The following is a 14,814-nucleotide window of genomic DNA, read 5'->3' as shown; positions in this document are numbered from 1 at the left end:
CGTCGGCGTATCTCTTCCAGCCCACGCGGTCAGTCCCCTCTCCCTCCGGGAGAGGGCTAGGGTGAGGGGCTTTTGATCTCAAGTCGGTTTCTGGTTTCGTCCGCGCAATGGCTGTAGTACGACTCCGTTTTTTGTGATCTCGATGTTCTCGAACGCGACAACCAGCCTGCTGGCCGTTAGTGTTCCAGCTCCACGCAAGTCGCTTTGAGAGGTCAAGGGAATGACGAGTCGCCTGACTCACTTGCTACGACTGAACGGCTATTTCAGCGTAATGGCCTGGGTGCTCGCGGCGCTGTTGTTCATCAATCGCTTGAGCAGCATGGTCAAGCTGTTCATGGCACTGTACCTGCGTCAGGAGCTGGGGCTGGCGATCGAGACGGTTGGCTGGTTGCTGTCGGCGTACGGCGCGGGTTTGCTGGTCGGTTCGATGCTCGGTGGCTGGCTCAGTGATCATGTGCGCACGGCGCGGCTGACGGCGGCGTTGTTCTTTGTTTCGGTGTGGGTGCTGTTGCTGCTGGGGCTGGTGACGCAGGTGCCGTTGCTGGCGGCATTGTTGTTGCTCAGCGGAACCCTCGATGGGGCCATTCGCACGCTGCATCAGCGCCTGATCATGGAATATTGCGAGGTGGCGCAGCGCTCGCGTGCGCAGGCCTTGAGCCGGGTGGCGCGCAACCTCGGGATGGCCGCTGCCGGGGTGGCGGGCGGGGTTTTGGCGCAGGCTGATTTTCGCTGGGTATTTTTCGCCAGTGCGGCAATGACGTTGCTGGCCTTGCTGTGGTTTGTCCGCACCACGTGGCAGCGTCCGGTGCTGATCAATGACGAAAGGCCCACGGATGACGCAGGTTCCGGGGGGCCGTATCGCGACAAACCGTTCCTCTGGTTGCTGGCGGCGACGGCTGTGCTTGGCATCGCGTTCGACACGGTCTACAGCACCCTGGGCAATTATCTGCGTGATTACTATCACTTGAGCACCGAAGCGATCGGTTGGCAGTTTGGCCTCAATGCGTTGTTGGTGATCGCCCTGCAGATTCCGTTGTCGCATTGGGGCGAGCGATGGGGCATGCGTCGACAAATGCTGCTCGGCAGTGTGTTGCTGGCCTGCGGGCTCGGCATGTTGCCGTTCGGTTCCGGGCTGTTTTACGTCTGCCTGTCGACGCTGATCTGGACCTTGGGCGAGGCGTTTTTCATGCCGCCGCTGAATGTGCTGGCGATGCGTTTTGCCCTAGGCGGCAAAAGCGGTCAGTACTTCGGCCTGTTCTTTATGAGCTGGAGCGCCAGTGCGCTGTTGTCACCGGTGCTCAGTGGCCAGTTGTATGGTCAATTCGGGGGCCACAGTGTGTGGCTGGCGAGTGCGCTGATGGTGTTGATTTCCATCCCGCTGACTTGGCAGGCCACGCGCGTGCGCCCGGTCGCTTAGCTGATCCGGCTATTGGCATTATTCGAAAGCATTCTGTCTGTCGAGGGCATTTCTGCGCGCTCGTTAGCGTCCTATCTGGTGAACCCGATGGATCGGAACTAGATTTCACACAGCGCCAGTCAGGCACGAATGTCTCACCTGAAAATGGATGGAGTCGGCTATGAAAAGCAGGTTGCTACGGGTTTTATTACTGTTGAAAGTGATGGTCATGCTGTCCCTCGGCACCGCGACGGCCTGGGCCGAGTGCGAGGATCATGATTCCCAGGCGTTCAACGGACAGGTGGGGCATAGCGGTTTGATGCTCGCCAAGTCTGAATCCGAGCCGGGCGATCAGGGGCAGGGTGGCAGCGCCGATGACGACGACTCGACCACCGATGAGCCGGACTCTGATGATCCGGACGACGAAGGCGATAGCCAGACATAAATCGCAGGCAAAAGAAAACCCCTTCGGCCTCGACTGATGCGCAATCGGGGTGGAAGGGGTTTGCTCAACACTTTATCCCTGAATAAACATGATCCCTGTAGGAGCTGCGGCACGCTGCGATCTTTTGATTCTGATTCTGACAATCAAAAGATCGCAGCCTCGTTTCACTCGACAGCTCCTACAGGTTTCGTGTCGCTCTCCAGATTTGCTTATGCCGCGCCGTCGAGGAACTGCTCGGCGTAGTGGCAAGCCACCTGCCGGCTGTCGAGCTGGCGCAACGCTGGCTCTTCCGTGCTGCAACGCTCGGTCGCATACGGGCAGCGCTTGTGGAAAGCACAGCCCGGCGGCGGGTTCAGCGGGTTAGGCAGTTCACCGACGATCTTGATTTTCGGCTTGTTCGGGTCCGGGTGAATGGTCGGGGTTGCCGACAGCAACGCCTGGGTATACGGGTGCAGCGGACGCTCGTAGATGTCGTTCTTCGGCCCCAGTTCCACCGGGCGACCGAGGTACATCACCATCACGTCATCGGCCACGTGTTGCACCACCGCGAGGTTGTGCGAGATGAACACGTAAGCGGTGTTGAACTCCTGCTGCAGATCCATGAACAGGTTGAGTACCTGCGCCTGAATCGACACGTCCAGTGCCGAAGTCGGCTCATCCGCCACCAACACTTTCGGTTGCAACATCATCGCCCGGGCCAGGGCGATACGCTGACGCTGACCGCCGGAGAACATGTGCGGATAGCGCTGATAGTGCTCAGGGCGCAAGCCGACCTGCTTCATCATCGCTTGGACTTTCTCGCGACGCTCAGCGGCGGAGAGGTTGGTGTTGATCAGCAGCGGTTCGCCGAGCTGATCACCGACTTTCTGCCGTGGGTTCAACGAGGCGTATGGGCTTTGGAAGACCATCTGCACGTCTTTGCGCAGTTGCTTGCGCTGCGCCTTGTCGGCGCCGGCGACTTCCTGGCCGGCGATTTTCAAGGATCCGGACGACGGATCTTCAATCAGCGTCAAAGCGCGGGCGAGGGTGGATTTGCCGCAGCCCGACTCGCCTACCACGGCGAGGGTCTTGCCGGCTTCCAGTTCGAACGACACACCGTTGAGTGCGCGCACGGTCGCGTGGCCCTTGAACAGACCACGGGAGACTTCGTAGTGACGGGTCAGGTCGCGGGCGGTAAGTACGACGGCCATTACGCCACCTCCTGGTTCAGCGGGAAGAAGCAGCGCGCGAGGCTGTTGCTTTTCGGATCAAGGCCTGGACGCTGCGTGCGGCAGCTGTCCTGCACGTACGGGCAGCGCGGCGACAGCAGGCAACCCTGCGGACGGTCGTAGCGGCCCGGGACGATACCCGGCAGAGTCGACAGGCGTGAGGCGCCGAGGCTGTGCTCGGGAATCGCCTTGAGCAGCGCTTCGCTGTACGGGTGCGCCGGGATGTCGAACAGTTGCGGCACTTGGCCGACTTCAACGGCTTGACCGGCGTACATCACGCAGACGCGCTGGGCGGTTTCCGCCACGACCGCGAGGTCGTGAGTGATCAGCACCAGGCCCATGTTCTGTTCTTTCTGCAACGCCAGCAGCAGATCCATGATCTGCGCCTGAATCGTCACGTCCAAAGCCGTGGTCGGTTCGTCGGCGATCAGCAGTTTCGGCTCGCCGGCAATCGCCATGGCAATCGCAACACGCTGGCTCATACCGCCGGACAGTTGGTGCGGGTAGGCGTCCATACGGCTCGCGGCGCCCGGGATTTCAACTTTTTCCAGCAGTTCGATCGCACGTTTGCGCGCTTGCTTGCCGGACATTTTCAGGTGCAGGCGCAGCACTTCTTCGATCTGAAAACCGACGGTGTAGCTCGGATTCAGCGCGGTCATCGGGTCCTGAAAGACCATCGACAGGTCTTTGCCGACGATCTGCCGACGCTGACGGTTGCTCAGCTTGAGCATGTCTTTGCCGTCAAAGCTGAGCGAGTCGGCGGTGACGATGCCGGGGTGCTCGATCAGGCCCATCAGCGCCATCATGGTCACGGATTTACCCGAACCCGATTCGCCGACGATGGCCAGTACTTCGCCTTTGTCGACTTTCAGGTCGAGGCCGTCGACCACCGGGGTCGCGGTCTTGTCGCCGAAGCGAACGTTGAGATTCTTGATTTCTAGCAGTGACATGGGAATCTCCTCAGGCGGCGTTCTTGAGTTTCGGGTCCAGCGCATCGCGCAGACCGTCGCCCATCAAGTTGATTGCCAGCACGCTGAGCAAAATGGTCAAACCAGGCAGACTGACTACCCACCAGGCGCGTTCGATGTAGTCGCGGGCCGAGGCCAGCATGGTGCCCCACTCAGGGGTTGGCGGTTGTACGCCAAGGCCGAGGAAGCCCAGTGCGGCGGCATCGAGAATCGCCGAGGAGAAGCTCAAAGTTGCCTGAACGATCAGCGGCGCCATGCAGTTCGGCAGCACGGTGATGAACATCAGACGTGGCAGACCGGCACCGGCCAGGCGCGCGGCGGTCACGTAGTCGCGGTTCAGTTCGCCCATCACGGCGGCACGGGTCAGACGCACGTAGGACGGCAGCGAAACCACAGCAATGGCGATCACGGTGTTGATCAGGCCAGGGCCGAGGATGGCGACAATCGCCACAGCCAGCAGCAGCGACGGCAGGGCCAGCATGATGTCCATCAGACGCATGATGGTCGGGCCGATCATCTTCGGGAAGAAACCGGCAAACAGACCGAGGAGGATCCCCGGAATCAGCGACATCACCACCGACGACAAGCCGATCAGCAACGACAGGCGCGAACCCTGGATCAGACGCGACAGCAGGTCACGCCCCAGTTCATCGGTGCCGAGCAGGAATTGCATCTGTCCGCCTTCCAGCCACGCCGGTGGCGTCAGCAGGAAGTCACGGTATTGCTCGCTCGGGTTATGCGGCGCGACCCAAGGCGCGAACAGCGCGCAGAAAATGATCAGCAACATGAACAGCAGGCCGGCAACTGCGCCCTTGTTCTTCGAGAAGGCTTGCCAGAATTCTTTGTACGGTGACGGGTACAGCAGACTTTGATCCGCGTTGGCGGCGGTGGCTACTGAGGATGTTGGAGTGCTCATGGTTATTGACCTCAGCGCTGATGACGGATGCGTGGGTTGGCAAAGCCGTAGAGGATGTCCACTACGAAGTTGACCAGAATCACCAGGCAGGCGATTAACAGGATGCCGTTTTGCACAACCGGGTAGTCCCGGGCGCCGATGGCTTCGATCAGCCATTTACCGATGCCGGGCCAGGAGAAGATGGTTTCGGTCAGAACCGCACCGGCCAGCAGGGTGCCGACTTGCAGGCCGACCACGGTGAGTACCGGAATCAGCGCGTTACGCAGGCCGTGGACGAACACCACGCGCGACGGCGACAGGCCCTTTGCCTTGGCGGTGCGGATGTAGTCTTCGCGCAGCACTTCAAGCATCGACGAGCGGGTCATCCGCGCGATCACTGCCAGCGGAATGGTGCCGAGCACGATGGCTGGCAGGATCAGGTGATGCAGCGCGTCGAAGAACGCGCCGACGTCATCGGCCAGCAGCGTGTCGATCAGCATGAAACCGGTGCGCGGCTCGATGTCATAGAGCAAATCGATCCGCCCGGAAACGGGGGTCCAGCCCAGGCTCACCGAGAAGAACATGATCAGGATCAGGCCCCACCAGAAGATCGGCATCGAATAGCCCGCGAGGGAGATGCCCATCACCCCGTGGTCGAACAGCGATCCTCGCTTGAGTGCCGCAATCACCCCGGCCAGAAGACCGAGAATGCCGGCGAACAGCAGGGCGGCCATGGACAGTTCCAGGGTCGCCGGAAAGAGAGAGGTGAACTCGGTCCATACGCTTTCACGCGTACGCAGGGATTCGCCGAGATCGCCTTGAGCCAGTTTGCCGATGTAGTCCAGATACTGGGCATACAGTGGCTTGTTCAGACCTAGGCGTTCCATTGCCTGAGCGTGCATTTCGGGGTCGACCCGACGTTCGCCCATCATCACTTCCACGGGGTCGCCCGGAATCATGCGAATCAACGCGAAAGTCAGCAAGGTGATGCCGAAAAACGTGGGGATCAATAACCCCAGTCGGCGGGCAATAAAACTAAACATCTTGTGTGGTACCTCATCAGCCGGTTAGGCGTGCCCGGTGTCCCTGGGGTCAGGAACACCGGGAGTTTCTTATCTACTTCACCTGGGTGGTGGCGAAGTTATTAGTGGTGAGAGGGCTGATGTGATAGCCCTCTACGTTGTTGCGCATTGCAGTAAACATCCGGGTGTGGGCCATGCTGATCCACGGTTGATCCTGATTAAACAGGACCTGAGCCTGCTCGTAGAGTTTCGCGCGTTCGGCCGGATCTACTTTAGCCCGTGCTTCGTCGAGCAGTGCCTGGAATTTCTCGTTGCACCAGCGCGCGTAGTTTTCGCCGTTCTTGGCAGCTTCGCAACTGAGCATAGGCGTCAGGAAGTTATCCGGGTCGCCGTTGTCGCCCGCCCATCCGGCCGAGACCATATCGTGCTCACCGGCCTTGGCGCGTTTGAGCATTTCGCCCCATTCCATCACGCGAATGTCGATCTTGATCCCGACTTTCGCCAGGTCAGCCTGCATCATTTGTGCGCCGAGCATCGGGTTGGGGTTGGTCGGGCCACCGCCGTTACGGGTAAACAGGGTAAACACGGTGCCTTCCGGAACCCCGGCTTCCTTGAGCAGGGCGCGGGCCTTGTCGAGGTCACGTGGTGGGTTCTTCAGGTCGTGGTTGTAGCCCAGCAGCGTGTCCGGGTACGGGTTGACCGCGACGGTCGCATTGCCCGGGCCAAACAGCGCGTTGACGTAAGCGGCTTTGTCGAAGGCGATATCGATCGCTTTACGCACACGCACGTCGCTCATGTATTTGTGCTGGGTGTTCATGGCGATGTACGAAACGGTCATCGCGTTCAGTTCATCGACCTTGAGCTTGGCGTCTTTCTTGATGCTCGGAATGTCATCCGGTTTTGGATACAGTGCGATCTGGCATTCGTTGGCCTTGAGCTTCTGCAGGCGCACGTTGTTGTCGGTGGCGATCGCCAGGATCAACGCATCGGCTGGCGGCTTGCCACGGAAATACTCCGGGTTGGCCTTGAAGCGCACCTGCGCATCCTTGGCGTAGCGCTGGAAGATGAACGGGCCGGTGCCGATCGGCTTGTTGTTGAGGTCGCCGGTCTTGTTCGCCTTGAGCAACTGATCGGCGTATTCGGCCGGGTAGATCGAGGAGAACGCCATCGCGAGGTCGGCCAGGAACGGTGCTTCGCGGCGGGTCAGGGTGAATTTGACCGTGTTGTCGTCGACTTTTTCTACGCTTTTGAGCAGTTCCTTGAAGCCCATGCTCTCAAAGTACGGGAAGCCCACGCTCGACAGTTTGTGCCACGGGTGATTCGGGTCCAGTTGACGCTGGAAGCTCCAGACCACGTCGTCGGCGTTCATGTCGCGGGTCGGCTTGAAATATTCGGTGGTGTGAAACTTGACGCCTTTGCGCAGGTGGAACGTGTAGGTCAGGCCGTCTTCGCTGATGTCCCAGGACTCGGCGAGAGCCGGGATCACTTCAGTGGTGCCGGGCTTGAAGTCAGCCAGGCGGTTGAAGATGGTTTCGGCCACAGCGTCCGCCGTGACTGCAGTTGTGTACTGGACCATATCGAAGCCTTCCGGACTGGCTTCGGTGCAGACCACCAAGGGTTTGGCCGAGACGCCAACAGCGACACTCAGCAACGCAGCCGCGATGGCCGCACGTAGGGGAAGCATTTTCATCGATAACCCTCTGCAATCGGTTGAAGACAAAAAACCGAACGGCCGACTCATCATGAGTCAGCCGTCGGTTGGCGTTTTTTACAGGATGTTGAATGGAATCGTGGTCACGAGACGGAACTCGTTGATGCTGCCGTCGGCCTGGTTTTCGCTGGCGCGGTGAGCGGTGTAAGTGCCGCGAATCGTGGTGGCTTTGAGTGGCCCGCTCTGTACGGCATAGGTTGCACCGATGCCGTATTCATAGTGGTGCTCGCCGTCCATCGATTGCACACCGTCGTAGCCGCCACCTTTGTAGTGAGTGCCGTCGATGCCCCAGCCGCGCGCCTGGTAGATGTTGAACTTCAGGCCCGGTACACCGTATTCGGCCATGTTGATGCCGTAGGAAACCTGGAAGGACTTCTCGTTCGGGCCGTTGAAGTCCGAGAGCAGGGAGTTGGCCAGGTAGATACCGTTGGTTTCGTGCAGGTAGTCGAAGTACTCGTTACCGTTCACTTCCTGATACGAGAAGGTCAGGGTGTGTGCCAGGTGAGTCAGGCCGAACGACAGCGAGTAGGTGTCGTTGTCGATGTCGCCCAGCAGTTTTTTGCCTTCGTCGACAGTCTTGTAGTAGTTCAGGCCGGTGGTCAGGCTGAGGATCGAGCTGTCACCCAGCACGTGGGTGGCGCCGAAGTAGTACTGGTTCCACAGGTCTTCAGCCTGGGTGCCCCACAGGCTGGTAGTCAGGCTGGCGAACGGCTGGTACGAGATACCGGCGGTATTCACGTGGTCAGCTTCGGCGTCGATGTTGCCGTATTCGGAGCGGAACTTGCTGAGGCTCTCTTCGGTACGAGGCGAGACGCGGTCGAACGTTGCCAGGTCGAACGAGAGGTTGTTCAGCTCTTCGCTGTGGATCGCGATACCTTCGAAGCTCGACGGCAGCGGACGGTTGCCGATCACGTCGACCTGCGGGCTGCTGAAGTTCATGCGGCCGGCGGTCAGGGTGGTATTGGAGATACGTGCCTTGATGTTGGCCAGGCCCACTTTGCTCCATTGACCTTGAGCGTCACCGCCTTCTTTGGTCAGCGTACGGTTGTTGCCTGCGCCTGGACGAGTGCCCGGTGCGCCGCCGTTGTTGGAGGCGAGGTTCTCGCGGTCACGCTCAAGAGCGATGGCGTTGTAGGCCGCCACTTCGGTGCTGAAACCGACAGTACCTTCGGTGAAGCCCGAGTTGTACTTGATGATCGTGCCTTGCACCCAGTTGATGCGGCGGTCGGTTTCGGTCGATTGGCCGTTCTTGCGATAGGCGAACTTGCCGCCGCGCTTGAGTTGCTCGTTGGCGTACCAGTTGCGGGTCGAACCGCTGATCGATTGACCTTCGAGGAAACCGGTGGCCTCGGCCTGGGCGCTCTTCTCGTTGACGGTTACTGGAGTGAACGCCTGGCTTTGGGTTTCTGCGTACGCCGTGGCGGTGACGCTGCTGATGGCCAGAGCCAGTATCGCGGTGCTGCTCAGTTTCATGGGTGAAGCTCCTTTACTTTCTTTTTATGCCGGCTTTTTTTGGTATGCCGGTTATTGGTTTAGAACTCGTTCACACATCGCAAACGTTTGCAAAAAGCCGGATTGGCGAATTTCGGCAAAGCGCTTGCGTGAGGGGCTAGACAGCGCCCCCCAGCGTTGCGGCTAATCATCTGGTTTAATCGATACCGACACCCGAGAACACGTTGCGACCGAACGGGCTGACTTTGAACCCTTCGATCCTCGCGCTTAACGGCTGGTTGACCGTCGAGTGGGCGACAGGCGTGATCGGCACTTGCTGTTTAAGCAATTGCTGGGCCTGTTTATAGAGCACGGTGCGTTGGTCGCGGTCGGTGACGACCTTGGCCTGTTTGATCAGCTTGTCGTAAGCCGGGTCGCACCACATGGAGTAGTTGTTGCCGCCGATGGCATCGCAGCTGTACAGCGTGCCGAGCCAGTTGTCCGGATCCCCGTTGTCACCGGTCCAGCCGATCAGGCTGATGTCGTGCTCGCCATTTTTGGTGCGCTTGATGTACTCGCCCCATTCGTAGCTGACGATCTTCACTTTCAGACCGATCTTGGCCCAGTCCGCCTGGAGCATTTCGGCCATCAGTTTGGCGTTCGGGTTATACGGGCGCTGCACCGGCATCGCCCACAGGGTGATCTCGGTGCCTTCTTTAACGCCGGCAGCCTTGAGCAGCTCTTTGGCTTTTTCCGGGTTGTAGGCGGCGTCTTTGATGCTGTCGTCGTAGGACCACTGGGTCGGCGGCATGGCGTTGACGGCCAGTTGACCGGCGCCCTGATAAACAGCGTTGAGAATTCCTTGTTTATTCACCGCCATGTCCAGCGCCTGGCGCACTTCGAGCTGGTCGAAGGGCTTGTGGCGGACGTTATAGGCGATGTAGCCGAGGTTGAAACCCGGCTTGGAGATCAGCTGCAGTTTTGGATCGGCCTTCAGCGCTTCGACATCGGCAGGGCGCGGATGCAGGGTAATCTGGCATTCGCCGGCCTTGAGCTTCTGTACGCGCACCGAGGCGTCGGTGTTGATCGCGAAGATCAGGTTGTCGAGTTTGACCCGGCTCGGATCCCAGTAATGTTTATTACCGGTGTAACGAATGTTCGAGTCTTTCTGATAACTCTTGAACACGAACGGCCCGGTGCCGATCGGTTTCTGGTTGATGTCGCTTGGCTTGCCTTCGGCCAGCAGTTTGTCGGCGTATTCGGCGGACAGGATGGCGGCGAAGCTCATGGCGATATTCTGAATGAACGCTGCGTCGACGCTGTTGAGCGTGAACTCCACGGTCAGCGGCCCGGTCTTCTCGACCTTGGCGATGTTCTTGTTCAGGCTCATCCCGTTGAAATACGGGAATTCGGTGGGATAAGCCTTACGGAAAGGTTGCTGTGCATCGAGCATGCGATTAAACGTGAACAACACGTCGTCGGCGTTGAAGTCGCGGGTCGGCTTGAAGTACGGCGTTGTATGAAATTTCACACCTTCACGCAGGTGAAAGGTGTACTTGAGACCATCCTCGGAAATATCCCACGTGGTTGCCAGGCCCGGGACGACATTAGTCGCGCCTTTTTCGAACTCGACCAGTCGGTTGTAGATCGGTTCGGCGGCGTCGTTATCGGTGGCCGTCGTGTATTGCGCGGTATCAAAGCCCGCCGGGCTGCCTTCAGAGCAGAACACCAGACTTTTGCTGGCGGCGAAACTGGCGGACGAGGCGGCCAACAGGCCGGCCCCCAGCAATGCGGAATAAATCAAGGTATGGCGCATGACGCTCCCTCTTTTTTAGTGTTGTTCAATGCGCCGTCGTCTCATCCGGAGACGTTTTGGCTGCATCGAGCTCAATCCAGTGCGTACGGCAAACCGGTGGCCCACGCAGACACTGGTCAGTACCCGACGGTAGGGGCCGCGGTTCTGGCAGTAAATGCGTAAATGCCTTAAAGCTCGTAGGAAAAGGCGACGCGTCCTATACCGCTGCGGTAATCCACAGTGGAATTGGCTGTAGGCAATTTCCTAACTTCCCGGCAGGTAAAACAACGGCGACGTTATAAACGTCGCCGTTGCAGTGCCTTATTTGCTGACGCTGACGCCGTAGAAGGAATTCAAGCCGAATGGGCTGATCTTGAAATCCTGCACGTTGGCGCGCATGGGTTGGTACACCGTCGAGTGAGCGATAGGTGTCATCGGGACTGCATCTTTGAGGACGTGTTGCGCCTGTTTGTACAGTTCGGTGCGCTTGCCCTGGTCGGTCGTGCGTTTGGCTTCTTTGACGAGGCCGTCGAACTTCTTGTCGCACCACTTGGAGAAGTTGTTGCCGCTGAGCGAGTCGCAACCGAACAGCACGTTCAGCCAGTTGTCCGGATCACCATTGTCACCGCTCCAGCCAATGATCATGGCCTGGTTCTCGCCACCTTTGGAGCGTTTGATGTACTCGCCCCACTCGTAGCTGGTGATCTTCACTTTCAAGCCGATCTTGGCCCAGTCGGACTGGAGCATTTCAGCCATCAGTTTGGCGTTCGGGTTGTACGGACGCTGCACCGGCATCGCCCACAGCACGATCTCTGTACCTTCCTTGACGCCGGCTTCCTTGAGCAGCTGTTTGGCTTTCTCAGGATCGTACTTGGCATCTTTGATGGTGGTGTCGTAAGACCATTGGGTCGGCGGCATGGCGTTGACGGCCAGTTGGCCTGCGCCCTGATAAACCGAATCAATGATTTGCGGCTTGTTCACGGCCATGTCCAGCGCCTGACGAACGCGCAGGTCTGCCAGCGGGTTGGCCTCGTTGCTGCCCTTGACCTTGTCCATCACGTTGTAGGCGATGTAACCCAGGTTGAAACCAGCCTGGTCAGGCATTTTCAGGGTTTTGTCTTCTTTCAGCGCTTTCAGGTCGGCCGGACGCGGGAACAGGGTGACCTGGCACTCGTTCTTTTTCAGCTTCTGAATACGTACCGACGGGTCGGTGGTGATGGCGAAGATCAGGTTGTCGATCTTCACGTCTTCAGGCTTCCAGTAGTCCTTGTTGCCGGTGTAACGGATGTTGGAGTCTTTCTGGTAGCTCTTGAACACGAACGGGCCAGTGCCGATCGGCTTCTGGTTGATGTCGGCAGCCTTGCCTTCCTTGAGCAGCTGGGCAGCGTACTCGGCGGACTGTACCGAGGCGAAGCTCATGGCCATGTTCTGGATGAACGCGGCATCTACTTCTTTCAAAGTGAACTTGACGGTGTGATCGTCGACTTTATCGATCTTGGTGATGTTGGTGTCCATCCCCATGTCGGTGAAGTACGGGAATTCGGTCGGGTACGCCTTACGGAACGGGTCATCCTTGTTAATCATGCGATTGAAGGTGAACAGTACGTCGTCGGCGTTGAACTCACGAGTCGGCTTGAAATACGGGGTGGTGTGGAACTTGACGCCTTCACGCAGGTGGAAGGTGTACGTCAGGCCGTCATCGGAAATGTCCCACTTGGTCGCCAGACCAGGAATCACGGCGGTGCCGCCGCGCTCGAACTGGGTCAGACGGTTGAACATGGTTTCGGCTGAGGCGTCGAAGTCGGTTCCGGTGGTGTACTGGCCTGGGTCGAAACCGGCCGGGCTGCCTTCGGAGCAGAACACCAGGTTAGTCGCAGCGGATGCGAAAGGTGCGGAGGCTAACAAGCCTGCGCCGACTAAAAACGGAATGACCGCGTGTTTAAGCATGTTGGCCTCATGATTTGTTGTCATTTTTTAGTTGTGAGGTACGACCTCGTGAGTCGTGCCTGCGGATACTTATGCAGGGGCCATACCCATTGCAAGATCCAGAGTGACTGCCGGCCTCAAAGCGTGGCACGAACGTACCTTAATGTCGCATCTGTATAACTTCTGACGCATTTGACCGTTTGCGGGTGGTTTTTACGGTGCAAATGAAGCCCCAAAACGGTGCGTTGGTCACGTTGTGCGCGCCGCCTTGGGGCTCGGTGTTACTTATTTATACCCACGCCATAGAAGGGGGTTAGACCGAACGGGCTGATCCGGAAGTCAGTAACTTCCTTGCGCAGCGGCTGAAACACCGTGGAGTTGGCAATCGGTGTGATCGGCACTTGCTGTTTAAGGATCAGTTGCGCCTGTTGATACAGTTTTACCCGCTGTGCTTTGTCGGTGGACAACTTGGCCTGTTGCACCAGTTTGTCGTAGGCCGGATCGCACCATTTGGCGTAGTTGCTGCCTTTTACCGCCGCGCAGCTGTAAAGCACGCCAAGCCAGTTGTCCGGGTCACCGTTGTCACCTGTCCAACCATAGATCATCGCGTCGTGTTCGCCATTTTTCGCGCGCTTGATGTACTCGCCCCATTCGTAGCTGACGATGTTGGCCTTGATGCCGATTTTCTCCCAATCCTGCTGGATCATCTGCGCCGACATCCGCGCGTTCGGGTTCGAGGCGCGCTGCACTGTCATCGCCCAGAGGTTGATGGTTGTACCCGGCGCAACCCCTGCTTCTTTCAGTAGCACCCGTGCTTTTGCCGGGTCGTAGGGTGCGTCCTTGATGTTCGGGTCATACGACCATTGCGCCGGCGGCAAGGCGTTTTGCGCCAACTGGCCGGCGCTTTGGTAAACGGCTTTGATGATTGCCGGTTTGTCGATGGCCATGTCCAACGCCTGCCGCACTTTGAGCTGGTCGAGAGGCGCGTGGGTGGTGTTGTAGGCGAGGAAGCCGAGGTTGAAACCGGCTTGTTTGAGCACGCGCAGGTTCGGGTCTTTTTCCATCACTTCGATGTCGGCCGGGCGTGGGTAGCCGCTGACCTGGCATTCGCCGGCCTTGAGTTTTTGCAGGCGCACGGCGGCGTCCGGGGTGATGGAGAAAATCAGGTTATCGATTTTGAGGTCTTCGGGTTTCCAGTAGGCCGTATTGGCGGCGTAGCGGATTTGTGAGTCCTTCTGGTAGCGCTTGAACACGAACGGGCCGGTGCCGATCGGCTTCTGGTTGAGGTCGGCAGCTTTGCCTTCTTTCAACAGTTGGTTGGCGTATTCGGCTGATTGCACGGAGGCGAAGCTCATGGCGAGGTTTTGCACGAACGCGGCGTCGACGTTGTTGAGGTTGAAGCGCACGGTTTGCTCGTCGAGTTTTTCTACCGATTTGATCGTGGTGTTGAGGCCCATGTCGGTGAAGTATGGGGATTCGGCGGGGTAGGCCTTGCGGAAGGCGTTGTCCGGGTCGAGCAGGCGCTGGAAGGTGAAGAGGACGTCGTCGGCGTTGAAGTCTCGAGTGGGGGTGAAGTAGTCGGTGGTGTGGAATTTTACGTTTTGGCGCAGGTGGAAGGTGTATTGCAGGCCATCCGGGGAGATATCCCATTTTGTTGCCAGGCCGGGTTCGATGTCGGTGCCGCCGCGTTTGAATTGGGTGAGGCGGTTGAAGACGGTTTCGGCGGAGGCGTCGAAGTCGGTGCCGCTGGTGTATTGGCTGGGGTCGAAGCCGGCGGGGCTGGCTTCGGAGCAGTAGACCAGGGTTGTGGCGGCGTTGGCGATCGGGGCTATGGCGGTTAGTGCGAGGGAGATCAAGAGCGGTTTTAGGGTGGATCTTGGCATGGGGTCCCCGGGGAATCGGCGGTGGTAATCGTGGAAGAGTAGCTGGGGCGGGGGTGTTGGCGGAAATATCGTTTTTCCTGTGGAAGCGTCTATCTCGGCATATCTAGCACTTGTGTGTATATCCGTTGCTGAGG

11 protein-coding genes are annotated in these 14,814 nt (G+C 58.7%); 2 read left to right on the top strand and 9 right to left on the bottom strand.

The features are described from left to right. Positions 1-220 precede the first annotated feature (220 nt). Together PMI23_RS19785 and PMI23_RS19780 are read left to right on the top strand one after the other, a co-directional pair. Positions 221-1,417 (top strand): MFS transporter, encoded by a 1,197-nt coding sequence (locus tag PMI23_RS19785; protein WP_007917630.1) that lies wholly within the window; start codon positions 221-223, stop codon positions 1,415-1,417. 160 nt (positions 1,418-1,577) lie between these two features. Next, positions 1,578-1,841 (top strand): hypothetical protein, encoded by a 264-nt coding sequence (locus PMI23_RS19780; RefSeq protein ID WP_007917627.1) that lies wholly within the window; start codon positions 1,578-1,580, stop codon positions 1,839-1,841. A gap of 209 nt (positions 1,842-2,050) precedes the next feature. Here the strand turns inward: PMI23_RS19780 and PMI23_RS19775 are convergent, their stop codons facing one another. From PMI23_RS19775 to PMI23_RS19735, 9 genes are all read right to left on the bottom strand, one after another. Then, the gene (locus PMI23_RS19775; RefSeq protein ID WP_007917625.1) at positions 2,051-3,031 is read right to left on the bottom strand and encodes a peptide ABC transporter ATP-binding protein; all 981 of its coding nucleotides are present in this window, start codon (positions 3,029-3,031) and stop codon (positions 2,051-2,053) included. Then, positions 3,031-3,999: an ABC transporter ATP-binding protein gene (locus tag PMI23_RS19770; protein ID WP_007917624.1), complete on the bottom strand. Its 969-nt coding sequence runs from the start codon at positions 3,997-3,999 to the stop codon at positions 3,031-3,033. Before PMI23_RS19770 ends, PMI23_RS19775 begins: the two co-directional genes overlap by 1 nt. Positions 4,000-4,009: 10 nt before the next feature. Continuing rightward, entirely contained in the window at positions 4,010-4,933 is a 924-nt protein-coding gene (locus tag PMI23_RS19765) for an ABC transporter permease subunit (protein WP_007917622.1), read from the bottom strand. An 11-nt stretch (positions 4,934-4,944) separates the two neighbouring features. After that, positions 4,945-5,955, bottom strand: coding sequence for an ABC transporter permease subunit (locus tag PMI23_RS19760; protein ID WP_007917620.1), 1,011 nt, complete (start codon positions 5,953-5,955; stop codon positions 4,945-4,947). A 73-nt stretch (positions 5,956-6,028) separates the two neighbouring features. Continuing rightward, entirely contained in the window at positions 6,029-7,624 is a 1,596-nt protein-coding gene (locus PMI23_RS19755; protein WP_007917618.1) for an ABC transporter substrate-binding protein, read from the bottom strand. Positions 7,625-7,702: 78 nt separating this feature from the next. Continuing rightward, positions 7,703-9,118, bottom strand: a complete 1,416-nt coding sequence (locus PMI23_RS19750) for an OprD family porin (protein WP_007917616.1) — start codon at positions 9,116-9,118, stop codon at positions 7,703-7,705. Positions 9,119-9,293: 175 nt separating this feature from the next. Beyond that, positions 9,294-10,892 carry an ABC transporter substrate-binding protein gene (locus PMI23_RS19745; RefSeq protein ID WP_007917614.1) on the bottom strand — a complete coding sequence of 533 codons (1,599 nt, stop codon included), beginning with the start codon at positions 10,890-10,892 and terminating at the stop codon, positions 9,294-9,296. 300 nt (positions 10,893-11,192) lie between these two features. Beyond that, on the bottom strand, positions 11,193-12,818 hold the full coding sequence (locus tag PMI23_RS19740) for an ABC transporter substrate-binding protein (RefSeq protein ID WP_007917611.1): 1,626 nt from the start codon (positions 12,816-12,818) through the stop codon (positions 11,193-11,195). Between the two features lie 260 nt (positions 12,819-13,078). Further along, on the bottom strand, positions 13,079-14,680 hold the full coding sequence (locus tag PMI23_RS19735; protein ID WP_007917609.1) for an ABC transporter substrate-binding protein: 1,602 nt from the start codon (positions 14,678-14,680) through the stop codon (positions 13,079-13,081). Positions 14,681-14,814 lie beyond the last annotated feature (134 nt).

Source organism: Pseudomonas sp. GM24 (assembly GCF_000282235.1).
In the GTDB taxonomy this organism is placed as follows: Bacteria; Pseudomonadota; Gammaproteobacteria; order Pseudomonadales; family Pseudomonadaceae; genus Aquipseudomonas.
The sequence above is the reverse complement of the archived record's forward strand: the minus strand, read 5'-3'. Positions and strand labels throughout refer to the sequence as shown.

Coding starts and splice junctions, on each gene's coding strand:
- PMI23_RS19745 (WP_007917614.1), bottom strand. CDS start 10,892: ATGCGCCATACCTTGATTTATTCCGCATTGCTGGGGGCCGGCCTGTTG.
- PMI23_RS19785 (WP_007917630.1), top strand. CDS start 221: ATGACGAGTCGCCTGACTCACTTGCTACGACTGAACGGCTATTTCAGC.
- PMI23_RS19750 (WP_007917616.1), bottom strand. CDS start 9,118: ATGAAACTGAGCAGCACCGCGATACTGGCTCTGGCCATCAGCAGCGTC.
- PMI23_RS19735 (WP_007917609.1), bottom strand. CDS start 14,680: ATGCCAAGATCCACCCTAAAACCGCTCTTGATCTCCCTCGCACTAACC.
- PMI23_RS19755 (WP_007917618.1), bottom strand. CDS start 7,624: ATGAAAATGCTTCCCCTACGTGCGGCCATCGCGGCTGCGTTGCTGAGT.
- PMI23_RS19770 (WP_007917624.1), bottom strand. CDS start 3,999: ATGTCACTGCTAGAAATCAAGAATCTCAACGTTCGCTTCGGCGACAAG.
- PMI23_RS19740 (WP_007917611.1), bottom strand. CDS start 12,818: ATGCTTAAACACGCGGTCATTCCGTTTTTAGTCGGCGCAGGCTTGTTA.
- PMI23_RS19760 (WP_007917620.1), bottom strand. CDS start 5,955: ATGTTTAGTTTTATTGCCCGCCGACTGGGGTTATTGATCCCCACGTTT.
- PMI23_RS19765 (WP_007917622.1), bottom strand. CDS start 4,933: ATGAGCACTCCAACATCCTCAGTAGCCACCGCCGCCAACGCGGATCAA.
- PMI23_RS19775 (WP_007917625.1), bottom strand. CDS start 3,031: ATGGCCGTCGTACTTACCGCCCGCGACCTGACCCGTCACTACGAAGTC.
- PMI23_RS19780 (WP_007917627.1), top strand. CDS start 1,578: ATGAAAAGCAGGTTGCTACGGGTTTTATTACTGTTGAAAGTGATGGTC.